This window comes from Synechococcus sp. BS55D (genome assembly GCF_004332415.1).
Taxonomy (GTDB): domain Bacteria; phylum Cyanobacteriota; class Cyanobacteriia; order PCC-6307; family Cyanobiaceae; genus Synechococcus_C.
This window is the reverse complement of the sequence record NZ_PHQT01000001.1, coordinates 222,448-247,635: the sequence shown is the minus strand read 5'-3', so window position 1 is coordinate 247,635 and position 25,188 is coordinate 222,448. Positions and strand designations below refer to the sequence as shown.

The 25,188-nt window shown below is 61.3% G+C and carries 27 protein-coding genes; 8 read left to right on the top strand and 19 right to left on the bottom strand.

Annotated features, from left to right (window positions below):
* Window positions 1–25 precede the first annotated feature (25 nt).
* Window positions 26–2,626 (bottom strand): bifunctional aconitate hydratase 2/2-methylisocitrate dehydratase, encoded by a 2,601-nt coding sequence (gene acnB / locus CWE16_RS01280; RefSeq protein ID WP_131592351.1) that lies wholly within the window; start codon window positions 2,624–2,626, stop codon window positions 26–28.
* A 112-nt stretch (window positions 2,627–2,738) separates the two neighbouring features.
* On the opposite strand from acnB, the gene CWE16_RS01275 reads away from it, so the two are divergent.
* Complete coding sequence (locus tag CWE16_RS01275) at window positions 2,739–3,812, top strand: 3-deoxy-7-phosphoheptulonate synthase (RefSeq protein WP_131455083.1); 1,074 nt, start codon at window positions 2,739–2,741, stop codon at window positions 3,810–3,812.
* Window positions 3,813–3,935: 123 nt separating this feature from the next.
* A complete protein-coding gene (locus tag CWE16_RS01270; RefSeq protein ID WP_131455082.1) occupies window positions 3,936–4,256 on the top strand; it encodes a hypothetical protein in 321 nt (106 codons plus the stop codon).
* Here the strand turns inward: CWE16_RS01270 and CWE16_RS01265 are convergent.
* The 6 genes from CWE16_RS01265 to CWE16_RS01240 all read right to left on the bottom strand — a co-directional run bounded on the left by CWE16_RS01265 (window position 4,253) and on the right by CWE16_RS01240 (window position 10,973).
* Entirely contained in the window at window positions 4,253–4,879 is a 627-nt protein-coding gene (locus CWE16_RS01265; protein ID WP_236629498.1) for a diacylglycerol/polyprenol kinase family protein, read from the bottom strand. The two genes, CWE16_RS01270 and CWE16_RS01265, sit on opposite strands and share 4 nt — an antisense overlap.
* Before the next feature lie 20 nt (window positions 4,880–4,899).
* Window positions 4,900–5,925, bottom strand: a complete 1,026-nt coding sequence (locus tag CWE16_RS01260; RefSeq protein ID WP_131592347.1) for an RpoD/SigA family RNA polymerase sigma factor — start codon at window positions 5,923–5,925, stop codon at window positions 4,900–4,902.
* Window positions 5,926–6,140: 215 nt separating this feature from the next.
* The gene (gene ppk1 / locus CWE16_RS01255) at window positions 6,141–8,306 is read right to left on the bottom strand and encodes a polyphosphate kinase 1 (RefSeq protein ID WP_131592345.1); all 2,166 of its coding nucleotides are present in this window, start codon (window positions 8,304–8,306) and stop codon (window positions 6,141–6,143) included.
* Window positions 8,307–8,349: 43 nt separating this feature from the next.
* On the bottom strand, window positions 8,350–9,612 hold the full coding sequence (locus CWE16_RS01250; RefSeq protein ID WP_131592343.1) for an MFS transporter: 1,263 nt from the start codon (window positions 9,610–9,612) through the stop codon (window positions 8,350–8,352).
* Window positions 9,613–9,633: 21 nt separating this feature from the next.
* The gene (locus CWE16_RS01245; RefSeq protein ID WP_131592341.1) at window positions 9,634–10,713 is read right to left on the bottom strand and encodes an anthranilate phosphoribosyltransferase family protein; all 1,080 of its coding nucleotides are present in this window, start codon (window positions 10,711–10,713) and stop codon (window positions 9,634–9,636) included.
* Window positions 10,714–10,775: 62 nt separating this feature from the next.
* Window positions 10,776–10,973, bottom strand: coding sequence for a hypothetical protein (locus CWE16_RS01240; protein ID WP_131592339.1), 198 nt, complete (start codon window positions 10,971–10,973; stop codon window positions 10,776–10,778).
* 203 nt (window positions 10,974–11,176) lie between these two features.
* On the opposite strand from CWE16_RS01240, the gene cynS reads away from it, so the two are divergent.
* Window positions 11,177–11,656, top strand: coding sequence for a cyanase (cynS, locus tag CWE16_RS01235; protein WP_201737954.1), 480 nt, complete (start codon window positions 11,177–11,179; stop codon window positions 11,654–11,656).
* A gap of 72 nt (window positions 11,657–11,728) precedes the next feature.
* On the opposite strand, the gene CWE16_RS01230 is transcribed toward cynS, so the two are convergent.
* The 5 genes from CWE16_RS01230 to CWE16_RS01210 all read right to left on the bottom strand — a co-directional run bounded on the left by CWE16_RS01230 (window position 11,729) and on the right by CWE16_RS01210 (window position 15,613).
* Entirely contained in the window at window positions 11,729–12,466 is a 738-nt protein-coding gene (locus CWE16_RS01230) for a HEAT repeat domain-containing protein (RefSeq protein ID WP_131592337.1), read from the bottom strand.
* 5 nt (window positions 12,467–12,471) lie between these two features.
* Complete coding sequence (locus CWE16_RS01225) at window positions 12,472–13,362, bottom strand: formate/nitrite transporter family protein (RefSeq protein WP_131592975.1); 891 nt, start codon at window positions 13,360–13,362, stop codon at window positions 12,472–12,474.
* A 62-nt stretch (window positions 13,363–13,424) separates the two neighbouring features.
* A complete protein-coding gene (locus CWE16_RS01220) occupies window positions 13,425–13,559 on the bottom strand; it encodes a ferredoxin--nitrite reductase (protein WP_131592335.1) in 135 nt (44 codons plus the stop codon).
* Window positions 13,560–13,655: 96 nt separating this feature from the next.
* Window positions 13,656–15,197 (bottom strand): ferredoxin--nitrite reductase, encoded by a 1,542-nt coding sequence (locus tag CWE16_RS01215; protein ID WP_131592333.1) that lies wholly within the window; start codon window positions 15,195–15,197, stop codon window positions 13,656–13,658.
* 224 nt (window positions 15,198–15,421) lie between these two features.
* A complete protein-coding gene (locus tag CWE16_RS01210; RefSeq protein ID WP_131592331.1) occupies window positions 15,422–15,613 on the bottom strand; it encodes a hypothetical protein in 192 nt (63 codons plus the stop codon).
* Window positions 15,614–15,661: 48 nt separating this feature from the next.
* Between CWE16_RS01210 and CWE16_RS01205 the strand changes: the two genes are divergently transcribed.
* Both CWE16_RS01205 and cobA read left to right on the top strand, forming a co-directional pair.
* Entirely contained in the window at window positions 15,662–16,315 is a 654-nt protein-coding gene (locus tag CWE16_RS01205) for a DNA mismatch repair protein MutS (protein WP_131592329.1), read from the top strand.
* Window positions 16,312–17,127 (top strand): uroporphyrinogen-III C-methyltransferase, encoded by an 816-nt coding sequence (gene cobA / locus CWE16_RS01200; protein ID WP_201737938.1) that lies wholly within the window; start codon window positions 16,312–16,314, stop codon window positions 17,125–17,127. The genes CWE16_RS01205 and cobA overlap by 4 nt, the downstream gene beginning before the upstream one ends.
* Here cobA and moaB read toward each other — a convergent pair.
* On the bottom strand, window positions 17,105–17,650 hold the full coding sequence (gene moaB, locus CWE16_RS01195) for a molybdenum cofactor biosynthesis protein B (protein WP_131592327.1): 546 nt from the start codon (window positions 17,648–17,650) through the stop codon (window positions 17,105–17,107). The genes cobA and moaB overlap by 23 nt on opposite strands.
* Here moaB and CWE16_RS12395 point away from each other — a divergent pair.
* The gene (locus CWE16_RS12395) at window positions 17,546–17,980 is read left to right on the top strand and encodes a MoaD/ThiS family protein (RefSeq protein WP_330848521.1); all 435 of its coding nucleotides are present in this window, start codon (window positions 17,546–17,548) and stop codon (window positions 17,978–17,980) included. The genes moaB and CWE16_RS12395 overlap by 105 nt on opposite strands.
* 41 nt (window positions 17,981–18,021) lie before the next feature.
* Window positions 18,022–18,474, top strand: coding sequence for a molybdenum cofactor biosynthesis protein MoaE (locus CWE16_RS01185; RefSeq protein ID WP_131592325.1), 453 nt, complete (start codon window positions 18,022–18,024; stop codon window positions 18,472–18,474).
* A 2-nt stretch (window positions 18,475–18,476) separates the two neighbouring features.
* Here CWE16_RS01185 and CWE16_RS01180 read toward each other — a convergent pair whose 3' ends face one another.
* The 4 genes from CWE16_RS01180 to CWE16_RS12200 are packed head-to-tail and all read right to left on the bottom strand — an operon-like array spanning window position 18,477 to window position 20,688.
* The gene (locus tag CWE16_RS01180; protein WP_236629497.1) at window positions 18,477–19,757 is read right to left on the bottom strand and encodes a molybdopterin molybdotransferase MoeA; all 1,281 of its coding nucleotides are present in this window, start codon (window positions 19,755–19,757) and stop codon (window positions 18,477–18,479) included.
* A complete protein-coding gene (gene moaC, locus CWE16_RS01175) occupies window positions 19,705–20,202 on the bottom strand; it encodes a cyclic pyranopterin monophosphate synthase MoaC (RefSeq protein WP_131592323.1) in 498 nt (165 codons plus the stop codon). The genes CWE16_RS01180 and moaC overlap by 53 nt, the downstream gene beginning before the upstream one ends.
* A gap of 32 nt (window positions 20,203–20,234) precedes the next feature.
* Entirely contained in the window at window positions 20,235–20,450 is a 216-nt protein-coding gene (locus CWE16_RS01170; protein ID WP_131592321.1) for a hypothetical protein, read from the bottom strand.
* Between the two features lie 28 nt (window positions 20,451–20,478).
* Window positions 20,479–20,688 carry a hypothetical protein gene (locus tag CWE16_RS12200; RefSeq protein WP_131592319.1) on the bottom strand — a complete coding sequence of 70 codons (210 nt, stop codon included), beginning with the start codon at window positions 20,686–20,688 and terminating at the stop codon, window positions 20,479–20,481.
* A 61-nt stretch (window positions 20,689–20,749) separates the two neighbouring features.
* Here CWE16_RS12200 and CWE16_RS01160 point away from each other — a divergent pair, with 61 nt between their 5' ends.
* Window positions 20,750–21,220, top strand: coding sequence for a nitrate reductase associated protein (locus CWE16_RS01160; protein ID WP_131592317.1), 471 nt, complete (start codon window positions 20,750–20,752; stop codon window positions 21,218–21,220).
* On the opposite strand, the gene CWE16_RS01155 is transcribed toward CWE16_RS01160, so the two are convergent.
* Window positions 21,201–23,429 carry a molybdopterin oxidoreductase family protein gene (locus CWE16_RS01155; protein ID WP_131592315.1) on the bottom strand — a complete coding sequence of 743 codons (2,229 nt, stop codon included), beginning with the start codon at window positions 23,427–23,429 and terminating at the stop codon, window positions 21,201–21,203. The genes CWE16_RS01160 and CWE16_RS01155 overlap by 20 nt on opposite strands.
* A gap of 121 nt (window positions 23,430–23,550) precedes the next feature.
* Entirely contained in the window at window positions 23,551–25,107 is a 1,557-nt protein-coding gene (locus tag CWE16_RS01150; RefSeq protein ID WP_131592313.1) for an MFS transporter, read from the bottom strand.
* Window positions 25,108–25,188: the final 81 nt, after the last annotated feature.

The following is a 25,188-nucleotide window of genomic DNA, read 5'->3' as shown; positions in this document are numbered from 1 at the left end:
ACCAAGGCGGGTGCCAGCAGGGGGATCAAGCCCCCGCTAGCACCTTCGCTTCGTCGTCCGCACTCACGACACGCCCTTCGTCTTCGAAGCCAGAGATCTGGTCAAAGTTCAGGTAGCGGTACAGCTCAGAGGAGAGAGGATCGATCTTTTCGGCGGCGATGTTGCGGTACTCATCTGCGGTTGGGATGCGGCCCAGTTGGGCGCAGACCGCGGCCAGTTCGGCGCTGCCTAGATACACCTGGGCGCCTTTGCCCAGTCGGTTGTTGAAGTTGCGGGTGCTGGTGGAGAACACCGTGGTGTTGTCGTCCACACGGGCCTGGTTGCCCATGCAGAGTGAACAACCGGGCATTTCCATGCGGCTGCCGGCTGCCTCGAAGGTGGCGTAATAGCCCTCTTGTTTCAGCATGTCCTCATCCATACGGGTGGGCGGACATACCCAGAGGCGCGCCTTGTTTTGACCGGCTCCCTCCAGCACCTTGGCCGCGGCGCGGTAGTGGCCGATGTTGGTCATGCAGGATCCGATGAACACCTCCTGCACGGCATCGCCGGCCACCTCGCTGAGCAGCTTCACGTTGTCGGGATCGTTGGGGCAGGCGACCACGGGTTCGGTGAGCTCATCCAGGTTGATCTCGAGCACCTCGGCATACTCGGCATCGCTGTCGGCGCTCAGTAGCTGGGGATCGGCCAACCAGGCTTCCATCGCCTTGATGCGACGGGCCAGGGTTCGGGCGTCGCTGTAGCCCCGGGCGATCATGTTTTTAAGCAGCGCCACGTTGCTGCGCAGATATTCGCTGACCGTTGTCTCCGAGAGCTTGATCGTGCAGCCGGCACAGGAGCGCTCCGCCGAGGCATCGGTGAGTTCGAAGGCCTGCTCAAGCTTCAGATCGGGCAGACCCTCGATTTCCATGATCCGGCCGTTGAACAGGTTTTTCTTGTTGGCTTTCTCCACGGTGAGCAGGCCCTTCTGGATGGCCACCCAGGGGATTGCGTTCACGACATCGCGCAGGGTCACCCCCGGTTGAAGGGAGCCACTGAAGCGCACCAGCACGGATTCGGGCATGTCGAGCGGCATGGCGCCGATGGCCGCGGCGAAGGCCACCAGACCGGAACCGGCCGGGAAAGAGATTCCTAGAGGGAAGCGGGTGTGGCTGTCACCGCCGGTGCCGACGGTGTCGGGCAGAAGCATCCGGTTGAGCCAGCTGTGGATGATGCCGTCGCCGGGGCGCAGGGCAACGCCGCCCCGCTGGGCAAAGAAGTCGGGCAGCTCCTTTTGGGTCTGGAGATCCACCGGTTTGGGATAGGCGGCGGTATGGCAGAAGCTCTGCATCACCAGATCAGCGGAGAAGCCCAGGCAGGCCAGCTCCTTCATTTCGTCGCGAGTCATCGGACCCGTTGTGTCCTGACTGCCCACGGTGGTCATCAGTGGCTCGCAGCTGGTGCCTGGGCGCACGCCCGGCAGGCCGCAGGCCTTGCCCACCATCTTTTGGGCCAGGGTGAAGCCTTTGCCGGTGTCCACCGGTGCCGATGGACGGATGAACAGGTCGGACGGGGGCAGACCGAGCTGGTTGCGCACCTTGTCGGTGAGCGCGCGACCAATCATCAGGGGGATACGCCCACCGGCGCGCACCTCATCCGTGATCGTGCTCGGCTTGAGTTCGAAGCGGGCGATGATCTCACCGGCATTGGCTTCCCCGGCCGCCCGCTCGATCGTGCCTGCATGGGGTCGGATCGTGATCACATCGCCGGTGTTGAGGGCGGTGACGTCGCATTCGATCGGCAGAGCACCCGAGTCTTCGGCTGTGTTGAAAAAGATCGGGGCGATCTTTCCGCCCAGGATCACCCCACCGGCGCGCTTATTCGGCACATGGGGGATGTCGTTGCCGGTGTGCCAGAGCACGGAGTTGATGGCGCTCTTGCGGGAGCTGCCGGTGCCGACCACATCGCCCACGTAACTCACCGGGTGTCCCTTGGCCTTGAGCGTCTCAATCGTGCTCAGGCCTTCCGGATCCCGAGTTTCCAGCATCGCCAGGGCGTGCAGCGGGATGTCTGGTCGAGTGGTGGCGTGGGTCGCTGGAGAGAGGTCGTCGGTGTTGGTCTCGCCCTCCACCTTGAACACCGTGACAGTGATTTCCTCAGCCAGGGCGGGTCGGTAGGTGAACCAGTCGGCGGCGGCCCAGCTGTCGACGACTTGCTTGGCAAAGCGTTTGGAGCCAGCAAGCTCCATCACTTCGTTGTAAGCGTCGTAGACGAGCAGGGTGCGGCTCAGTCCCTCAGCGGCACAGGCGGCCAGGCTGCTGTCGCTGTGCTGCAGCAGCTCGATCAGGGCTGCCACGTTGTAGCCACCGACCATCGTTCCCAGCAGGCGAACGGCTTCAAGGGGTGTCACCAGCGGACTGCTGGCTGAGCCCTGGGCCACCGCGCTGAGCCAGGAGGCTTTGACGTAGGCGGCCTCATCCACTCCGGGTGGGATGCGCTCACTGAGCAGGTGCAGCAGCTCCTGCTCCTCTCCTGCGGGGGGTGCCTCGAGTAGGCCGGTGAGAGCCTGGGTTTGCTCCGCTGTCAGGGGCAGGGCAGGGATTCCCTGGGCGGTGCGTTCGGCGGCGGCGGCTCGGTAGGCACTCAGCATGGCGATGGCTCAGGCAGCGGTCTTGGCATCCATTCTTCTTGTTGGGGTGAACGGACCTGGTGTCGGATGCTGCCGGGATTGTCCGTAATCTGGGTTTTTCTTGGCGCGGGGTATGAGCACCACCACCTCCGATTTGCATGTGGTGGAGACCCGCCCCCTTGTGGCTCCCTCTCTGCTTCACGCTGATTTGCCCACCGATGCGGCGGCGACACAGACGGTTGCAGCGGCCCGTGGACGTATCCAGGCCATCCTGCGGGGCGAGGACCAGCGGCTGCTGGTGATCGTGGGCCCTTGTTCGGTTCACGATGTTGACGCGGCCCGGGAGTATGCCCGCCGTCTTGCGCCTCTGCGGGAGCGTCATGCCGACCAGTTGGAGGTGGTGATGCGGGTCTATTTCGAGAAGCCGCGCACCACCGTTGGCTGGAAGGGGTTGATCAATGACCCGCACCTCGATGGCTCCTACGACATCAACACAGGCTTGCGGATGGCACGCTCGCTGCTGCTGGATCTGTCCCGCGACGGTATGCCGGCAGCCACTGAACTGCTGGACCCTGTGGTGCCCCAGTACATCGCTGATCTGATCAGTTGGACGGCGATTGGCGCACGCACGACGGAAAGTCAGACCCACCGGGAGATGGCTTCAGGCCTTTCGATGCCAGTCGGTTACAAGAACAGCACCGATGGCAGTGCCACGATTGCAATCCATGCGATTCAGGCCGCCTCGAGGCCCCACCATTTCCTCGGGATCAACGGTCAGGGTCATGCCTCGATCGTGAGCACGACCGGAAATCCAGATGGTCATCTCGTGCTGCGTGGGGGCAGCAGGGGCACGAATTACCATCTGGAGGCTGTGCAGGAGGCGTCTGCTGCTCTGGTGCAGGCCGGACTCCCCGCCCGCTTGATGGTGGATTGCAGTCATGGCAATTCCAACAAGGATTTCCGTCGTCAGGGAGAGGTGCTCTCAGCAGTTGCTGACCAGGTGCGACAGGGTTCAGGCCAGTTGATGGGCGTGATGCTGGAAAGCCATCTCGTGGAGGGCAGCCAGAAGCTCAATGCCGACCGTTCGGCCATGACTTACGGGCAGAGCGTCACCGATGCCTGCATCAGCATCGACACCACAGAGCAACTTCTTGATGGTTTGGCAGCAGCGGTGGCCGCAGGTCGCCCCTTGGCACTCTCCTCGTGAGAGTGCCAAGGTTGTTGATCATTAATCCGTTGATTTGCGCCAGTTAAATAATTCGTTCAGGCTGAACTTCGTATCGTTGCGTATTGCCTAGGTTGAGGAAACCTCTTAGGGAAGCTGAGGCCTATGGTGTTTCTTCACTTCTTTGGTTTTGGGGATTCACTGCGTCTGTTTGAGCTCGAGCAGGAAACCGGGTTGTTACTCAAGGGCTTTCGCCCGATCCAGTTGGACGCTTTGTTGCAGTGGACGCAGTGGATGGCTGTTCAACAGCACTGGGATGCTGACCGGCTCCAAGGCCATGTCATGGCGTTGTGGATGGAGAAAGCAGAGCAAATCACGAGCTGGCAGGCGGGATTGCAACGGCTTCCCAGGGAACAGCTGCTCGTGGTGGGTCTTGGAAGCCACGGGGACTGGCAGCGACACTGGGAGAGGCTGCTGCGGGTTTAGGGATTCAGGCTCCACCAGCAGATGGCCACAGTCACTGGTACAGAAAAGTTGTCGATGCCCCACCAGCTGAGTTGTTCAAGCACTGTGGCCAGCCCCGCGATGATCAACAAACTGGTGAGCGGTGGAGACGGCGAGGTCAGCGCTGCCAGCACGATCAGCACCAACAGGCTGACCAGGGCCATCGTGAGGGTTCCGAGTATCGACTTGCGCTGACCCCACAGACGCCAACTGGCGGAAGGAATGCCGCGACCGATTAATCCGGCAAGACCATCGGCGCAAGCCATCACCAGCACACCGGCGCAGACGGCATCGGCATGGTCAGGCCAGAACGCCATCAGCAGCACGCTGATGGAAAGGCCATAGGCGACGGTGCCGTAGCTGTGGCGCTCGATGTCCTCGACGGCCGGCAACAGCCGCCAGCGGTGATTGATCAAGGCCACCAGGGTGACCAGCAGTGCGATGGGAATCGCGACGGCGGCCGTGATCCCGAGCCACCAGGCCAGAGGGACGACTGGACCGGTGCCGATGTGCACGATCTTGCGGCTCAGCTCACGACGCTCCGGCCAGAGCCTGCGGGCGACCACTGCGATGCCGAGCACGCAGGCCAGCCAGGCGGCGATCACCAGCAGGGGCAGGGGTGTAATCAGGCCGCCTGCTGGTGGTTGGTCATGAGCCGCAGCTTGAGAATGGCCTTGGCCTCCAGTTGGCGCACCCGTTCACGGGACACGCTGATCTGACGACCAATCTCTGCAAGGGTCAGGGGCTCTTGGCCATCAAGGCCAAAGCGAAGGCGGAGAATCTTTTGCTCCCGCTCATTCAGCTGGGAGAGCCAGCCGCCCAGATGCTCCTTCTGGATGCTGCGGTCCATTCCCTCCATCGGCTCGCTGCCATTGGGATCGGGTATCAGCTCACCGAGGGTGCTGCGATCCTCTTCGCCGCGGGCGTGAGCGTCGAGAGAGGCGCAGGGGGCGCTTTGGGCGATCAGGTCTTCCAGATCCTGTGGTTCGATCCCCATGGCATGGGCCAGCTCTAGGCGATTGGGCTGGCGACCGAAACGATGGGAGAGCTCACGGGAGATGCGCCGCATCTTCGAGAGCTTCTCGCTGATGTGGATGGGCAGGCGAATGGTGCGGGCGCTGTTATCGATGGCCCGGGTCATTCCTTGACGGATCCACCAGTAGGCATAGGTGGAAAATTTGTAACCCATGGCGGGATCGAACTTGTCGACAGCCCGCTCTAGGCCGATCGCCCCTTCCTGAACCAGGTCCAGCAGTTCCAGGCCCTGATTTTGGTATTTCTTGGCGACGCTGACCACGAGGCGAAGGTTGGCCGCCATCATGCGATCCCGGGCGCGTTTGCCCATGCGGATCTGATGCTTCTGGCGTGGGCTGCGCTCTTGCTCAGGCAGCTCGAGAAGCTGCTTCATGGACTGCACGTGGTGTGCAAGCTCGATTTCTTCGGCGGCCGTGAGCAGAGGAATCCTGCCGATGCTGCTCAGGTAATAGCCAATGGAATCAGTGGAAAGTCGTCCGCCCTGGCGGGACTGACGTGATCCTTGCGCTGGTTTGGATGCGCGATCAGCATTGCGAACACGCGATGTGTTCGGCAATACAGGTTCCGACGAAGAAGCGCGATGTGCTCCTGCGGCAGATTCCAGAGGGATCCCCATCACCCTGGCCTCCTGAGATTAGATTTGCGCGCAATTTAGCACTATGAGCTGAGGGTGTGCTGTATGAATTGGAAGCTTTTCAGGACATTCGAACGAGTTTGATACTTGGCCGTCTCACTTCTGTTGGCGATGCAGATATTGAATTGAAGCGACCTCTGTTCCCTGTGGGAAACTGTTTGTTTTGTCAGCCAATGTTGTAGCAGTCGTAACGAAGATCAAGAATCGTTTGCATTGGCTTCTTTGAGCGCTGTTTCGGAGGGAACTCCCTGCCGCCAACGATCGATCAGTTGCAGCTGGGAGTTGCAGCCTTCAGTGTCGGCGAAGCGGCGCTGGAAACTGCCATCGCTCTGCATGTCCCAGGCACCCTGGTTGTCTGCCAGGTAGAGAGCGAGCAGGCGCTCCAGTTGCTCGCGCAGGGCCGGCTCCTCGACAGGGGTCACCGCCTCCACCCTGCGGTCGAGGTTGCGGGGCATCCAATCAGCACTGCCGATGAATACCTCGGGCTCACCGCCATTGGCGAACCAGAAAATGCGGGAGTGCTCGAGGAAGCGGCCCAGGATGCTCACCACACTGATTGTTTCACTGAGACCTTCTCGCCCAGGAAGTAGGCAGCACATGCCGCGAATGATGAGTTCAATGCGCACCCCTGCCTGGGAGGCTTCATAGAGAAGTGCGACGATCTCCGAATCCACGAGTGAATTCATCTTGGCCCGAATGTGACCGGTGCGACCCTCGCGGGCGTGATCGATCTCCCGGCGAATCAGTTGTTCCATCCCCTTGCGCAGGGACACTGGGGCCACGAGCAGGCGACGGAAACTCTGCTGTTTCGAGAAGCCCGTTAGATAGTTGAACAGTTCCACCAGATCCTGGCCCAGTTCCGGACGGGCAGAGAGAAGCCCCACATCGGTGTAAAGCTTCGAGGTCTTGGAGTTGTAGTTGCCAGTACCGATGTGCACGTAGCTGCGCAGGCGCTCCTTCTCCTTGCGCACGACCAGCACGATCTTGGTGTGGGTTTTGAGGCCGATCACCCCGTACACCACATGGACGCCGCATCGCTCCAGGTGTTTGGCCCACTGGATGTTGTTGTCTTCATCGAAGCGGGCCTTCAGCTCCACCAAAGCCATCACCTGCTTTCCGTTTTCGGCTGCACGGATGAGGGCGGCGATAATCGGTGAATCCTTGGAGGTGCGATAGAGGGTCATCTTGATCCCCATCACCAGTGGATCATCAGCGGCCTGATTGATGAATTCCTCCACGGAGGTGGAGAACAGGTCATAGGGGTGGTGCAGCAGCACATCACGCCGACGGATCACCGAGAAGATGCTTTCAAATTCCTCTTCCTTGATCGAGCCGTCCTCGAGCATGCTTCGCTGGGCCCGGGACAGAATCGCTGGGGTCTGGCCGCTGTGGCCCTGATCTTTGAGTTGAGGCAGGGGGATTGCCAGCAGACCAAAGAGGTCATCGAGGCCGAGGGGACCACCGATCCGGTACAGGTCTTCCTCTTCCACAGACATGCCTTCCATCAGCATGTCGATCACGTCTTGGGGCATTTCATCGGCCACCTCGAGGCGTACCACCTCTCCACCCATGCGCCGTTTGCGCAGGCCCTGCTCGATCGCGATCATGAGATCGTCGGCCTCGAGATCACGCAGTTCCAGGTCGGCGTCTCGGGTGACGCGGAAGAAATAATGGCCTTCGATCTTCATACCAGGGAAGAGAAGGCTGAGGTTGAAGGCCACCACCTGCTCTAAGGGCACGGCGGTGTGGAGGGGCTCACGCTCCAAATCGCAGAGATCGGTAGGGATTGCAACGAACCGGGGCAGGATCTTTTGGGGCACCTTCACCCTGGCCAGTTGGCGTTGGCCTGATTGGGGATCGAGGATCAGGGCGGCGACGTTGAGGCTCAGGTTGCTGACGAAGGGGAAGGGATGGGCCGGATCCACGGCCAGCGGCGTGAGCACCGGAAAGATTGCTGTCTGGAAGAAGTTGTCGATCCAGAGGCGCTGTTTCTTGTTCAGCTGCTCGTAATCGAGCAGGTGGGCGCCATGCTCGCGCAGCTGTGATTTCAGGCGGCTGCGGTAATGCTTTTGTTGCTGCTCTAAGACCGGCGTCAGCCGTTCGCGGATCTTATGCAGCTGCTCAAGGGGAGTCAGTCCATCCTCACTGCGTTTGCTGATACCAGCCTCCACCTGACTCTTCAGGGAGGCGACTCGCACCATGAAGAATTCGTCGAGGTTGTTGCTGAAAATCGCGCTGAATTTTGCCTGCTCCAGAAGGGGTGTTCGCTCATCGAGTGCGAGTTCCAGCACGCGTTCGTTGAAGGCGATCCAGCTCAGTTCCCGGTTGATGTAGTGCTCCGGGGCCAGGTGATGAGCGGACATGGGAGGGCCTGGAGTGGTGGCTGCTGCCCGCGCAACGTAGCAATCACGCTTTGCCCCGACTGTGTTCTGGAGAGCTTGTGTTCAGGTCTGAGTTGAGCGGTAGGGGGCTGCCGCTGACCAGCAGGATGACCAGGGCAAGCACCATGGCACCGCCCAGGAAAGGGCTGGCGGCACCGATCAGGTCGTAGCTGAGTCCGGCCACGGGGGGGCCGAGAAAACTGCCCAGACTCTGCAGAGCCTGAAGGCTGCCTAGAGCAGCACCCTGGCCCTCGCTGTCCAGGCGTCGAGACACCAGGCTGCGCAAGCTTGGTGTCACCAGACCTGTACCGGTGGCCAGTATCGCCACGGCACTGAACACCCCGACTTGGGCTTGCTCAGGATCCGTGGCGGGAATCAGCAGGCAGCCTGCAATCACCAGTCCGAGTCCGATCAGGGTGAGACGCCACTCACCGAGTCGTTTCACCAGAGGTCCGATCAGGCCGCCTTGCACCAGGGTGGCGACCACTCCGACGATCAGAAAAGCAGTGGTGGCCAGCTCCGGGCCCCAGTTGAACCGCTGCTTGAAGTAGAGCACCAGGATGGCGGTGAAGCCGTTGAAGGCCAGGAAGAACAGAAAGAAGCTCAGACAGAGACGTCCCACCGCTGGGTTGCCCATCACCTTGGCGATCTGAGCAAAGGGGTTGAGATCCCGTTTGCGCGGCATTGCCCGGCGGGCATCACGGGCGTGGGTCTCCGGCAGCAGCAGTAGAACCACCACCAGGTTGAGCACGGCGAAGCCTGTGGCCACCCACACCGGCAGGGTGACGGAGATGCGGGCCAGCTGCCCTCCGAGAAACGGTCCGATGATGAAACCGAGTCCGAAGGCCACGCCGATCAGACCGAAGGCCTGAGCTCGGCGTTCCGGTGGGGTCACATCCGCAAGCACGGCTCCTGCCGTGGCTGCAGTGCCGCCACTGATGCCATCGATCAGCCGCGCTGCGAACAGAAGCATCAGCGGCAGGGTCGATCCGATCGGCCAGTCGAGGCTCACTGTGATCGCGAATAAACCGAGCCCTAAGACCGAGCCACTCACACAGGTGGCGATCACGGGCCTGCGACCGAAGCGATCACTGAGGGCGCCGATCAGCGGTGTGACGGTGAACTGCGCGAGCGCATAACTGCCGGCGAGTAAACCCAGGGTGCGTCCATCGGCATTGAATCCCGCTAGCAGAAACGGCAGCAGCGGAAACACGATGCTTTCACCCAGCCGGTCATTGAGCAGCGTCAGAAAGGCGCTGAGCAGGGTGGGAACGGGAGGCCGACGCAAGGCTGGGCGCTGCGGAGGATCTCACCCTCCTACAGCAGAGCGCCAACGGATCAGAGACTCGAGCATGGTTTGACCCTCTGCCTTCTGCAAGCACTGTTCCGCGCGCTCCAGGCCAGCACTGAGGCTTGCACTGACACCGCAGAACCAGAGGTAGCAACCGGCATTCCAGCGCAGGGCTGCCGCCAGAGGGCCAGCACCGCGGAGGGCTGCGTGGGCCTGCTCCGTCCAGGCTTCCTTGCCTGTCCACTCTTGGTCGGGGCCGAAACACCCGTGATCGCGCGGATGAAGGATCATCCGCTCCGCTGGTTTTGCATGGCGCATGCGGGCCGTGATGCAGGCGCGGCTGATCGGCAGGTCTGTGCTGCCTTCAAGCCCTTTCACTGTGATCACATCCTCTTCCCCCAGCAGGCTCAGGGTTTCCCAGGCGCGGCTTTCGGTGGGTGGGTGCACAAAACCACTCACCAACAGGTGGTCGCCATGGTGGGCAGTCCAGAGCAGTTCGGCACTGGCCACCGGTGGTCGTTTGCCCAGGTCGTCCCGATGGCGGATCAGGCTGTCGGCGAGGGGGAAGTGGTCGGGCTGGTGGATAAGGGCGAGGCCATGGTGCCGGAAGCCGGAGGCCACAGCGTTCAGGGGCAGCCCCTGGAGATCCAAGCCCAGATCCTGGAACAGTTCCAGGGCTGTGACGCCGTACTTCACGGGCATGCGAGCACCAGCCTGGAGAACCACCGGTTGTCCGGCCGCGCAGAGCACCAGAGCGGTCAGGGGATAGAGAGGTGCCGTGCGGGTGCGTCCATCGAACGGCATGCCAAAGCAGACCGGCTTTGGCTGAGCCGATGTGCTGGTCAGTTGGGGCCCCAGGCGTCGGTAGGTGTCCACCATCCCTGCCAGTTCCTGGGGTTCCGGACGACGGATCCTGTGGGCGATCAGGAAGGCACCGATTTGCGTGTCCGATGCATGTCCTTGAAGCATCAGAGCGAGGGCTTCATCGGCTTCCTCGCGGCTCAAGCCACGGCTGGTGTGCTCACCGCTGCCAACTTTGCGCAGCAGCTCTTTGAAGCGTTGGCGGAGCTCAGGGGTGCTGGTGGCCGACTGAGGCACGGTGGAAAGCCCGTTATAGAGCGATCGTTCTTGATTGCCTCACCCCCAGGGCGTAACAACCGCTACCAACGGGCAAGGCCGACTTGCAGGCCATGGAGGGGGTGGTCCGGATGCTGACGTCCCTCGGCGTAATAGAGGCGTTCAACAATCAAGTTGGGGAAGCTTTGCTTTGAGCTAGCTGCTCTTGGCCTCCAGATCTTGTCAATGGTCGAGGCCAGAGTCGACCAGCTTGTCGTGAGAATACGGCGGATGAATGCCATGAAGTTTTGGTCAGTGATTGAGATGATGCTGCAAGGATTGCCGCTAAAATTCTGTTAAAACGGCTGCTAAATCCTGGCCAAAACCCTTGGTTCTGTAGTCGATGCTTCAGTTGGATGTTCCTGATTCGGACAAGCTTATTGAGCTGCTGAGACGTCTCACAGGAGATGCTGTTCTTAAGGCAGTTCCCATTATTAGTTTCAGCATGACCGCATCAGCTCTGACTCATTCACTGGCCTCGCCATCTCAGGCCACGGTCACGGCCACTCTGATGGCCGCCAAAAAAGCTAAGGGCATGACCTTTGCTGATCTCGAGGCAGCTATGGGTCTCGATGAGGTGTGGATTGCATCTCTTTTTTATGGTCAGGCCACAGCATCTGCGGAGGAAGCCGCCAAGTTGGCTTCCTTGCTTTCCTTGGATCCTGCGATCACCGCTGCTCTGCAGGACTACCCCACCAAGGGCAGCCTTGATCCTGTGATTCCAACCGATCCGCTGATTTATCGCTTTTACGAGATCATGCAGGTTTATGGCATGCCTCTAAAAGATGTGATTCAAGAGAAGTTTGGCGACGGCATTATGAGTGCCATTGACTTCACTCTCGATGTTGATAAGGTCGAGGATCCGAAGGGTGATCGTGTCAAGATCACGATGTGTGGCAAATTTCTCCCATACAAAAAATGGTGATCCATCTTCTTGTGGATTGAGACAGCTATAACCCAGGGTCCGACTTGATCGGACCCTTTTTCATGGCTTGTTTTACCGATTGCGAAATTGCTGCTGCAACTGACGCATGGCCAAGTCCCGCCGGGTTCTCGATAACTCGACGACCAGAGTGCCCAGCAGTTCCTGGCTTCGGGGGGTGGCTATGCAGCCGAGTGCTTTGAGGGCGGCGGCGGCGGCGGCATCGGATCCCGTGCGGCTCAAGCCAGCGAGGGCATCGCTGATGCAGGGCTCATCTCGGCGCTGCAAGAGACGAATCGCTGCAATGGTGACTGGGTCCCGCCAATCGGCCAGGGCTGGAGCGCACAGCTGAAGCAGCGTGTGGGCATCCAGTTGATGGGTCTTGAAGCTCAGGAGCTCAAGACCCGCCAGCCTTGTGGCCTGTGGGGCTGCTTCCAGGATTCGCTCCAGTTCCGTCAGCGTGAGTTCGGCTCCCCAGCAGCTGAGCGCTTCAAGCAGGGGGAGATCCGGGCATTCGGCGTCAGAGTCATTCTCGCGCAATTGACGCAGCAGCCAGTCGCGCGCGGAGTCTTGATGACAGAGCCCAGCGGCGTGCACCAGGTCCGGCCGGTGGCCATGCCTGTGGATCAACGTTTCGATCACGGGCCATCCCCGCGGTCCGAGCATGCCGAGCTGTTCACTGATCGCACTGCAGAGTGCAGACGAAAGGCCAGGGGAGTAAGCCTCCCCCAGCCAGTCGGGTTCCAGAGGAACCTTGCGCGATTGCGACAGCCGCTCCCAGAGGGCGGCCTCATCGATTGCACGGGCAGCCATTCGGATCAGCGTGCTCCCAGTTCGGCGGCAAGTTCCCGCTCGAGCTTCTCGTCATGCTCCCGGGGCAGCACGTTTTCCACTGGGGTGCGGTGGGTGCTGTAGAAGAGCATGCCGATGAACACCATGCCGCCGACGATGTTGCCCAGGGTGACTGGGATCCAGTTCCAAACGATCACCTGACCGAAGCTGACCCCAGAGCCGAGTAGCGGTCCAGCGGTATGCAGGAATTGATTCACCACGATGTGCTCCATGCCCATCGTTTGGAAGGCGGTGATCGGCAGCCAGCAGGCCAGCAGTTTTCCAGGCACGCTCTTGCTCACCAGGGCCATCGTCACGCCAAGGCAAACCAACCAGTTCGCTACCACGCCGCGAAGGAAAGCGAGGAAGAGTCCGGTGCTGCCGAGGGCCTCGTATTTGGTGACCACATTCAGCTTGTTGAGTTTGATGATCGTTGCGGCGACCACTTGCCAGCCCTTGCCGCCGTCAGCCGCGGCTAAAGGTGCCACGTGACCGGCGCTCGTGAGGCTGGCCCACATGATCAGCGCCACCACGGCCGTGCCGATGAAGTTGCCAATCCACACCCAGCTCCAGTTGCGGAAGGTGGCGCTCCAGGTGCTGCGTCCCGCCCAGGTGGACATCGGCAACAGGGCGAAGTTGCCGGTGACCAGTTCCATGCCAAAGAGCACGATGCTGGCAAATCCAAAGGGGAAGAGCAGGGAGCCGAGGAAGGGCATCTTGCTCTGGGCGGCCACGGTGAGGGCAAGGATCACGGCCAGGCCGAGAATCGCGCCGGAATAGAAACCACGAATCAGCAGGTTCTTGACGCTGACAGTTGCTTTCTTGCCGCCGGCAGCAATCATGCCGTCGACGAGTTCATTGGGCAGGACGTAGTCCATTTGTGAGGCAGTGGCACTCATGGCGTTGATCTCTCTGGGGGATGTTGTGGGATGCAGGAAGCTCAGCCGCTGATGCGATTCATCAACTTGGAAAACAGGTCGCGCTGATGGGCGGGACGCAGGATCGGTGCTCGATCCCGACCGCTGGCGCTGAACCAATTGACGAGGCGAGAGAACAGATCGCGTGAGGTGCTCATGATCTGGAGGGGTGAGATGGAACAGTGGTGAATGGGTCTTGATCCATGGCTTCAAAAGGTCAGCGCCACGGATGCCGTTGCTTCTGGGAGTTGGGTTCAGGAGCGCGGTTTGGCTCCGAACTGTTCGATCAGCACCTCCCGGAGCACCGAGTGGATCTCCTCGGCTGGAATCGCCTTGCGGTGTAGTTCGCCGATCTGTGGATTCGCTCCCTGCGATCCCCCCAGGGTCAGGGTGTAGCCCTCGCCCATCTCGCCTTGACTGTTCTTGGCTTTGGTTCCTGTGAGGCCAATGGCACCCATGTAGGCCTGGCCACAGGTATTCGGACATCCTGTCCAGTGGATTTTGAGTTCGGCGGGAAGTTCCAGCTCTGCGTCGAGACGTCGGGCTGCTTCCAGGGCCTGATCCTTGGTGTTGGTGAGGGCAAAACCGCAGTAGGTGTTGCCAGTGCAAGACACGGTGCCGGCCGCAAGGGTGCCTGGTGCCAGAGGGAAGCGCTGCACGATCGGGTCGGATTCCAGGACACCGATCTGTTCGGTGGGAATGCCCACAAGGATCACGTTCTGATCCTCTGTGAGTCGCACCTCACCGCCGCCATAGCGGAGGCTGGCGCTGGCGAGATCCTGCAGATCATCCGCCGTGAGTCGGCCCACGGGTACGTGCAGACCGGCGAAGTGGAGTCCCTCCTGTTTCTGGGGATGGATGCCGTAGTGGGAGCGTGGTTCGGCATCAAAGACTGAACCGGGATCCGGGGTGAGAGTTCCGAGGCGCGCCTCCACCATCGCCCGGAACGGTTCCAGCCCCACCTGGTCGAGATAAAGGCGGAACCGACCTTTCGGACGCTTGTCGCGTTCGCCGTTGTCACGCCAGATGCTGATCACTGCATCGGTCATGGCGCAGATCTGATCCGGCTTCACCCAGGCATTGAGGGGAATGGCGTAGGCATTCATCTGGGAGGAGAGGATGCCACCGATCCAAACCCCGAAGCCCAGTTCGCCGTTGTGCTCGACCGGATGGAAGATGATGTCGTTGTGAAGCAGAAAATTATCCTTCGACCCGGCGACAGCCGTGTTCCACTTACGTGGAAGGTTGGAGTAATCGCTGTTGCCTTTGGCGTCGTTGGTGAGAAAGTCGTTGAGTGTTTGAGTGTATGGGCGTGTGTCAACGATTTCTGTGGGATCGATTCCCGCGATTGGGTTGCCGGTGACGTTGCGAGGGTTGTCAAAGCCGGATTGGATCGTGCTGAGCCCGGCTTCTTGAAGGCGCTTCAGAATCTCGGGTAGATCAGAGAGCAGCACTCCGCGCAGCTGCAGATTCTGACGCGTGGTGATGTCACAGCTGCCATTGTCTCCGTAGCGCTCCACAATCGAAGCGACAACGCGCAGCTGATCGCTGTTCAGCACACCATTCGGCACTCTCAGGCGCAGCATGAACTTCCCTGGTGTTTTCGGGCGCCAGAACATGCCGTACCACTTCAGACGCAATTGCAGATCGGTTTCGTCGACTTGCTCCCAGCCGATTTGGGCAAAATGTTCAATCTCGCTGCCAACCAAAAGGCCATCCTTTTCGGCTTTGTTCTGCTCGATTTTGTTGAGCTTTTTCCCTTCCAGGTAGTCCCTGGTGGCTGCGCTGACGGTCATGGATCGACGGGTGAAGTGCAAACGTCTCTTAGAGGACGTGTTGAGCAGCACTTCAAAAGGAAAGGCGCGCTGCAGGGAGGTTTTAGCGGCTGACTGGTGCGACGTTCGGTAGCGGATCTCACCAAACGGCCAATGGGTGCGAGCCCGCGATTTTGTCTGTTTCGCTACACGTGAGTGCGGCGCTTTCTGGCTGCATGGCAGCGCCCAATTCATGGGGGTCCTGGTCAGTATTGACGACCGATTTCACCAAGCATGCGCACGGCGCCCTGGCGGATCATCCACCAGACTTTTGCCATCGCCGCCAGGTCGCGATCGAGCTCCGACCGTCTCTTGGCTGTTGGCCGCTCGTGACGCCTGTGCTCGGAGATGGCGCTCGGTCGTGGGCGTTGTCTGGGCATGATGCGAAGGGTGTTCATTGCTTCGGTCTGACTTCATCAGCGCCTGCTCGTTTTGATCCGTGGCGGTTGTTACGGAAATCTGGCTCTCTCCAGCGATCCACTCTTCGCTTGGTGGTGCATGGCCGCAGTGGCGGCGAGATTCCATCGTGTTGGCTCGAGTTGGCTGATGCGGTGGCGCATTGTCGCCAGGCCCCAGTGCTGCTGGAGGCCCTTACAGCGGCTGAACCGGCGCAGACCAGGCTGGGGTTCCCGACCTCAGAACCCGAGCACGAGTGGCTTGTTCCTTTGTTGCTGTTGCCCGGCAGTCATGTGCGTTCCGATTTGCCACAGATCCGCCAACGGCTGCGTGAAGAAGGGACGTCCACAACCCTGTTGCCTTTTCTCGGTGCCTGGCCCTACTGGCGAGACTTGCTGGGTCGCTGGCTGTCATCCCCGGATGATGGGGTGGTGCCATCCCAGGCTGTGGTCCATCACCCCGTGCGACCGGGGCCTGCCGATCGCTACTTGAACCTTCTGGCAACTCAACTGGGTTGTCCGTTGGTGCCGGCGGATCAGTGGGAGGTCTTTGAGACCGAACATCCGGGATATCAGCCTCGGCCACTGGCACTGGCACCGAACCGGATGTCGGAGGCCCTGCGTCAGGCTGGTGGATCGCCTGCACTGTTGGAGGTCCCTTTGGTGCGCTCCGGTTTGATCGATCTCCTTGCTGCTCTCCCGTGACCGAAGCGACTGTGACCGATGCAACTCTTGGAGATTTGAAGGTGGGAACCGTTTATCTCGTTGGAGCAGGTCCGGGAGACCCTGACTTGCTCACGGTGAAAGCCCAGCGGCTTCTAAGCAGTTGTGATGCGCTCGTCTATGACTCCTTGGTTCCGCGGGAGGTGCTGGATCTGGTGCCCGAGAGCTGTGAGCGCCGGTTCGTCGGCAAACGCAGGGGGCATCATTCCGTGCCTCAGCCCAGCACCAATGCGGTGCTCGTGGAGCTGGCTCAGCGGCATCAGTGTGTGGTGCGCCTTAAGGGGGGTGACCCTTTTCTGTTTGGGCGTGGTGGTGAGGAGGCGGCCCACCTGGCCAGTCATGGGGTTCCCGTGCAGGTGGTGCCCGGTGTCACCGCCGGCATTGCCGCACCCGCCTATGCCGGCATTCCTGTCACCCATCGCAGGGCGGGGTCGTCGGTGACCTTTGTGACTGGCCATGAGGAGATTGATAAACGGCGTCCAAGCGTCAATTGGCAGGCCCTGGCCAGCGCCAGCGATGGACTGGTCATTTATATGGGCCTCCATAACCTGCCCCGCATCGCAGCAGAGCTCGTGAAGGGTGGCTTGAGCGCCGAGACGCCGGTGGCGGTCATTCAGCAAGGCACAGTGTCTGGCCAGCGCTGCCTGAAGGCCACGCTGGCCACGGTGGCCGAGCGGGCTCAGGAGGAGGCCTTCGCTTCTCCTTCGATCGTGGTGGTGGGTGATGTGGTGGCGGAGCAGATCGAGGCGTGTGCGCCTCAGCCTGCTGCGGTCACGATGCCGATCCCTTTTTGAACGACTCGGCTGCAAGGCGATCCGGCGACTCTCTGAGTCGGGGAATCAGCTGCACGAGATTGCAGGGTTTGGTCGTTGCATCGAGTTGAGACTTGATTAACCGATCCCAGGCGGTTTCCACCGCATCAAGGGAGCCGGGAAGAACGAACACGATCGTTCCATTGGCCACGCCTGCGAGACAGCGACTTTGGAGGCTGCTGGTGCCGATTGCTTCAAACGACAGCACCCGGAACAATTCGCCGAAACCGTCGATGCATTTGTCGAGTAGGGGTTCAACCGCTTCCGGGGTGCCGTCCCTCCCCGTCAGTCCGGTGCCGCCGCAGGTGATCACCACTTGGATGGTTTCATCGGCGATCCAGGTGCTAACGCTGGCACGGATCCTGTAGCGATCGTCGGGGCAGATGCGGCGCTCTGCCAGGTGGTGACCCGCCGCTTGGAGGCGCTGCTGCAGGCAGTCGCCGCTGACATCATCAGCGAGGCTGCGGCGATCGGAAACCGTCAGCAGAGCGATCGAGAGAGTCAGAGCAAAGAAGCTTCGCCAGTGCTGACGCTAGAACCATGCAGAGCTGGAGTCGTGGGCGAGGTGTTGAAAGCGGATTCGGAACGGGGGGGCGCTGACAACGTGCGGGTGCTGCTTTTCGCAGCACTGCAGGATCGGGCCGGTTGGTCTGAACGGGAGTTGTCGCTGCCGGCAGGTGACAACGTCTCGGCCCTCGAGGTTTGGAATCAGCTGAATCTCGGTCCCTGGAGTTCGAGTATCCGAGTGGCGATCAACCAAAACCTGGTGGACCCTCAGCAAAGGGTGCATGCCGGCGATGAGCTGGCCTTTCTGCCACCTTTCACTGGGGGCTGATTCAAGTTCTTTGACTGATTCAGATCGCTGATTCGGGACCGATGCACCTGAGGATTGAACTGCTCCATCAACCTTTTGAGCCATTCAGCTCTCTTGAGCGATGGCATTGTCAGCTCCATGCTCAAGGTCATGCCAGCAGCGCTGCCGAGGGTCTGTTCATTGGTCGCATGCGCGCTCATGCAGCTGATGGCAGTGCGCTGGAGGCTCTGGAGCTGAACCATTACTCCGGCATGAGCGAACGTCATCTCGAGCAACTGGCTCACGCCTGTGGCGCGCGCCATCACGCACGCAGCTGCCTGATTCAGCACCGCATTGGGCGTGTACTCCCCGGTGAGCCGATTGTGCTTGTGGCGATCGGCGCTGACCGCCGCGGTCCCGCTCAGCGGTGCTGCCAGGAGCTTTTGGAGTTGCTCAAGCATGAGGCTCCCTTCTGGAAACGGGAGTGGCGTGCTGATGGCAGCAGCGAATGGCTCAGTGCCAACACGCCACTCTGAGTTCAGAGCAATGGCAACCGCAGCAGCTGTGCCCATAGCTCCGTGCCTGCTTCCAGACTCCCCAGCTCCGCGGGAATCTCCAGCAGCAGATCAGCACCTTGCAGCGAACCGATGCGCGAGGAGGCCTGGGATCCCTCCACCCGGGCTTGCAAGGCGCCATCGGCCGTCACCATCAGCTGAGCCCGCGCCAGCTCCGGCCGGCCGGCTCCACGGCGCAGGGGTGCTTCCAGGCGAACCTTGAGCCGGGGCAACAGCTCCAGCTCAGCGCCCTCCAGGCGTTGCAGCGCTGGCCAGAGCAGTTGCAGTGCTGTGACCGCTGCCGCCACCGGGTTGCCCGGCAGTCCGAAGAACGGCACCCCCGCCACCTGCCCCCAGGCAAATGGCCGCCCCGGCTTGAGAAACAGCTTCCAGAAGCGCACCTGCCCCAGCTCCTCCACCAGCGGGCGGATCCAGTCGCTGTCTCCGGCAGACACGCCACCGGTGCTCACCACTACATCACAGGTCGCTGCCAGTTCCTGCAGGGCTTCGCGCAGCGGTTCCGGCGCGTCAGCCACCACCAGCTGTTTGGTCACCGGGTAGCCAAGGCGCTGGAGCAGAGCGGACAGCAGTGCGGAATTGCTTTCCCAGATCTGGCCCGGCCCGCGCTCAGCCCCGGGCGGCAGCAGCTCATCACCGCTGATCAGCAAACCAATCCGAGGCCGGCAGCTCACGCGGAGCTCCCGCACCCCGCAACTCGCCAGCCGCCCCAGCTCCGCCACCCCCAGCCGCTGGCCCACGCCCACCAGCGCCTGGCCCGGCGCCGCCTCCTCCTGCGGGGAGCGAATCCAGGGGTTCGGCCCACAGGGCTTCAGTAACTCCAGCTGATCCCCAGCGGCAGACACCAGCTCCTGCGGCAACACCCGCTCACTCCCCTCGGGCACCACAGCGCCGGTGAGGATGCGCACCGCCTCACCAGCTACAAGCTTGGCGCCATAGGGCGCACCGGCTGCTGAAGCCCCCACCAGATGCCAGCGGGCACCGGGCTCCGGTTGCTCAGCACCGGCAATCGCATAGCCATCCATGATCGAGGCGCGAAACCCCGGCACTGCGGCCAGCGCCTGTAGGGGGCTGGCGGTGGTGCGGCCAAGGGCCTGCACGAGGGGCAGAACTTCGCTGCGGCCAAGGGGTTGCAACGCTTCGAGGATCTGCTCGCGCGCCTGCTCAAGCGGCAGCCCTTCGCGTCCGAAGGGCTCAGCCGTCATGGCCTGCAGCTTGTCGGTGCCAGCTGCCATGGCGTCCGCCATGCTTTTCCACAAGCCCAATCGTTTCGATGGTCATGCCGGGGTCCACGGACTTGAGCATGTCGTAGAGGGTGACCAGGCCGATGGAGACAGCGGTGAGTGCCTCCATCTCCACACCGGTCTGCCCAGTGGTTCGGCAGTGGACTTGCAGCTGAAGTCCAGGCAGCTCTTGGTCAGGCTTGATCGCAACCTCGATGCCGCTCAGGGGAAGGGGATGGCAGAGGGGAATCAGCTCTGAGGTGCGTTTCGCCCCTTGAATCGCAGCAATCCTGGCCACGGCCAGCAGATCACCCTTGGGAGTGTCTCCCTGGATGATCCGCTGCAGAGTGCTGGTCTCCATGCGCAGGCAACCTTCTGCGACAGCCTCCCTTCGGCTGATGTCTCGATCGCCCACATCGACCATGTGCACCTCTCCTTGGCCGGTGAGGTGGGTGAGGCCATCAGCCATGGCTTTGCGTCTTCTTGGCCTGTCCGTGTTGATCAGCGCTCGCCGAGCACCGACCAGAGACTGGCTTGGGAGGGAATCACTGGCTCAACGGTGGCCGCTTTCGATGCCTCGGCTTGCACAGGATGGATCGCGATCTGGCTGCGCACCATCTGAACGGCCAGGGAGGCGACGATGAAGGCACCGATGAAACCGGCGGCGATGGTGATCGGGCTACGGGTGCTCGTTGCCGAAACGTTGCTGGTTGCCATGGAGGCAGTGCAAGGGATGAAGATCCCACTATGGAAAAGCACTGAATGATTCGCTACCGAATGCCCGATTCAGCCCCGGAAATGTCATGGTTCTTTCCGGATTGATAGTGAGCCAGTCGGAGGCGTAACCCTCGGAGACCACCCAGCCATGGGAGACACCCAAAAGCATGCCGAGAGAAATGGCGAAGCGCATGATGGCTGTACAGCGTGCGCAGAGCTTGCTGGCTTCCGCTGGCATGGATGGTCATCAGATACACCGTTTTCGGCTAAACAAGAGTGCATGGTTGCTGTTGATACCAATGCCTGAACGGTCGATCGATCAGGCCCGTCATTGCTTTGCCTTTGAGCAGGATTTCATCGGCAACTGGCGCTGTATTCCTCTTTGTGTGCGGCGCAAACTCGATTTGAGCGGCGTCAAGCTGAGGCTCAATCATTGGCTTGCCCTCAGTCAGCAGCAACGCCAGGAGCTGGTGGACTGGGCTGATGATTCAAAGGCTCTTGACCTGTTGAGGGATCATTTGCGCCTCTGCACCGCTGCGATGGCCGACGGAATGGTGACTGACCTGCCCGTCGCCATTGCAGAGCCTTGGCAATGCTCTGACCAGCTGCCGGACCTGTTGTTGGAGGCGGCTCAGCGGAGGCGGATTCCCCTCGCGCTCGACCGTTGGGCTGGTCTGAGTGAACTGGAGCGTTTCGCGCTTTGCAAGCTGGCTCGGCCCGGCCACGATCATCAGAATCTGGAGGCGGCGTTCAGCGAAGTGCTGGGCTGAGCCAGCGTCGCAGTGCATCCAAGCGCCGGCTGTCCTGTTCGATCGGTTTGACCACCGACACTGCAGGGGCCACCACCACGGCAGTTGCCTTCAGTTCCGGTTGTTTGGAGACTGGGCAAGCCAGCTCGTGCATCAGCGCGTTGGCTTCACAGGCATTGTCCTGACTGAATCCCCAGTGCATCGGCAGAAATACCGACCCCCTGCGAATGCGCTCACTGATGGTGACGCGGGCGGTGAGGGTGCCCCGCCGTGAGCTGATGGCCGCCAGGCCATCGGCTTCGATGCAGAAGCGGGCTGCGTCTTCCGGATGCATTTCCAGGCGCGGTTCTGGATGCATTGCTCGCAAGCGCTCCACCTTGCCGGTGCGCGTCATGGTGTGCCACTGCCCTAGGTAGCGGCCCACGCACAGCACCAGCGGATACATCTCGCAGGGCGGTTCGGCCAGGCCGAGGGGGTCTTCGGCGTGAAAGCGAGCCCGTCCACTGCTGGTGGGGAAGTGATGGTCGCTGTAGAGCCGCCGGGAGCTGTTGCTGGGTTCGCGTCCGGTTTCGAAGGGCCACTGCTGCGGCCCATGCTGCGCCAGGAGTTGATGGCTGAGCCCCGACATGTCGCAGACCCGGCCCGCGGTGAGCGCTGTGAATTCCGCATACACCTCTGCAGAGGAGACATAGCTGAATTGCTCGACGAATCCCAGACGTCGTCCCAGCTCAGCAAACACCTCCCAGTCAGGACGGCTCGTACCGTGCCGGGGCCGGAAGGCGGGGCAGAAGGTCACGCGCCGTTCTGAGTTGGTCATCGCACCAGCCTTCTCACTCCACTGCGCTGCGGGCAGCAGCAAATGGGCGTAATGGGAGGTCTCTGTGTCGGCGTAGGCCTCACTCACCACCACCATGGGGCAGCGCTTCATGGCCGCCTTCACCCGCTCTAGGTTGGGCATGCTCACCAACGGGTTGGTGGCTGCCACCCACCAGAGATCCAGCTCGCCCCGCTCCATCGCCTCCACCTGCTGCCAGGCGGTCAGGCCCGGGGTCGGCTGGATCGAGCCCTCCGGAAGACCCCAGGCCCGCTCGAGTTCGCTTCTGTGCTCGGGATTGCTCACCAGGCGATATCCCGGAAGCAGATGGGCCAGGCCGCCGGCCTCTCGCCCCCCCATCGCGTTCGGTTGGCCAGTCAGCGAGAAGGGGCCGGCCCCCGGCTTGCCGATCTGCCCTGTCAGCAGATGCAGGTTGATGATGCCGCTCACAACGGCGGTGCCCTCTCGCCGTTGGTTGACACCCATGGACCAAAGGCTGAGCACCCCCTGGCTGCGACTCCAGAGCCTGGCGACCTGTCGCAGTTCTTTTTCGCTGATTCCGCAGAGTGCGGCCACCTTGGCTGGAGTCCAGGTTCTGATGGTCTTCGCATAGGCGGCGAAGCCTTCCGTGGCCTCATCGATGAAGTCACTGTCGAAGCCGTTGTCCTGAACGATCAGTCGAGCAAGACCATGCAGCAGTGCGAGATCGGTGCCGGGGGCAATGGCCAGATGGTGATCGGCGATCCTGCTTGTATCGGTCGCCCGGGGATCGACCACCACGATCGTGAGGCCCTTGGGGTCTCGTTTTTTGCGCTTGAGCAGACGCTGAAACAGCACCGGATGGCACTCAGCCGTATTGGTGCCGATCAGGACGGCGACCGCGCATTGATCGAGATCCTCATAACAGCAGGGGGGGCCGTCGGAACCGAGGCTGCGGGTGTAGCCGGCCACCGCAGAACTCATGCACAGCCGGGAGTTGGCATCGAAGTTGTTGGTGCCCAGGGCTCCTTTCAGCAGTTTCTGGGCGAGGTAGTAGTCCTCGGTGTGGAACTGGCCTGAGCCATACATGGCGATCGCCTGGGGCCCCTTGCCGGCAAGGGTGCTACGAATTCGACCTTCAAGCAGATCCAGGGCCTGATCCCAGTCGATCGGCTGAAAATCCTGGTCGAGACTGGCGCGATAGAGAGGTTGATTCAGTCGACCTCGGGCCAGGGTTTCTCCCACCGTGGCCCCTTTGATGCAAACCTGCCCGAGGCTGGAGGGATGGTCTCGATCACCGCGGGAGCTCCACATCGGTGTGCCTTCAGCATCGCGTTTCACGGCCTTTCCGGCTTCTCCCGGCGGCAGGAGCTCAAGACCGCAGCCCACTCCGCAGTATGGACACTGGCTGTGTTGGTTGGTCGTCGGCTCAGCCATGGCGAGAGGGATGTTGGCGCTGAGTTAACCAGCGCTGGGACATGATCGGGATCGATGTGCCAACAAAAGCGGGAGCCCTGTTGGGCTCCCCACGAGTGCAGCCTGTTGAGGCGCGGTTTGATCAGACCTTTGCCAGTGCAGCCTCATCGGCATGCTCTTCAGCAAAGGATCCCTTGGGTTCTTTGAGGAAGAAGTAGCAGAGGAAGCCCACGATCAGGCCAGCGATCCCCAGAACCTGGAAGAAGGCACTGTTGGAGGCCGCCACGATTTCGGGTGAGGGATCCTTCGCATCACCACCCATCCAGATGGGCAGGAGGCTGAAGATCGTCAGGTAGGCCACGGCTCCGACGTTTCCGTAGGCACCCACCATGCCAGCGATCTGTCCGGTGACCCGCTTCTTGACCAGGGGCACCATGGCGAAGGTGGCACCTTCACCGGCTTGCACAAAGAAGGAGCAGGCCATGGTGAGCAAAACGGCGATGGCGATGCCGGCAGTGCCGCTGAAGGTTCCTGGCTTGATCAGGCTCATCACCAAATAGCCGATGCCCAGGCCGATGGTGAGGAAGCCCATCGTGCCTTTGCGACTCCCGAGCCGATCGGAGATCAGTCCGCCACCGGGGCGGGCGATCAAGTTCACGAAGGCGTAGCAGGAGGCCAGAATGCCTGCCGTGGCCTTGGGTAGACCGAAGGTGCTTTCGAAGAAAGCAGGCAGCATCGACACCACGGCCAGCTCGGAACCGAAGTTGACGATGTAGGTGAGCTCCAGGATGGCCACCTGTTTGAACTCGTAGCGATCCTCCTTGGGGTAGGTCTTGGTGCCAAGGATCAGCTCACGGTTGGTGCGGATGATTCCCCAGGTCTGGAAGATGAACCAGATCAGCACCGCAACCAACGCCAGGGGATAGGTGCCGGCATTCAGAAAGCCAACTTTCTGGAGACGCCAACAGAGCACGCAGAGGATGGCCGCGAAGGGCACGTTCATGCCCAGCAGACCCCAGAAATCCTTCATGGATGTGACCTCAAGGCCCGCTGACTTGGCCGGCTTCTGATAGGCCTTGCCAGGAGGTGTGTCACTGACGTTGGCGTAATAGATGAAGCCGTACACCGCGGAGATGATGCCGGTGAGGGCGATGGCACCGCGCCAGTTCAGGATTTCGCCGCCCGGTAGTTCGAAGCCGCCGGACAATGACAGCCAGCCGGCCACGATCACCAAGGTAAGGGCCGAGAAGGCGGAGCCGAAGTTGCCCCAACCACCGTAGATCCCCTCTGCCAGGCCGATCTCCTTGGGTGGGAACCATTCAGCCACCATGCGGATCCCGATCACAAAACCCGCACCCACGATCGAGAGCAGGAGACGGGCCACCACCAGTTGGTTGAAATCCTGTGCTCCAGCGAACATCAGACAGGGAATGGCTGCGAACACCAGCAAGGTGGAGTAGGTGATGCGTGGGCCGAACTTGTCGAGCAGCATCCCGATCAGGATGCGAGCGGGCACGGTCAATGCCACGTTGCAGATCGCCAGGGTGCGGATCTGGGGAACACTGAGTCCGAAATCCGCCTTCACCGTGGTGGCCAGGGGCGCCAGGTTGAACCAGACAACAAAGGTGAGAAAAAAGGCGAACCAAGTGAGATGAAGCGTTCGATATCTCCCTTGGAACGACCAAAGATCGCCAAGCATGGGGTTGTGGATGAGGAAGGATCAAACCCCGGCTTCGGAAAAGGCAGCGCCCAGGATTTCAGTTGCGGCGCCAATGCAAAC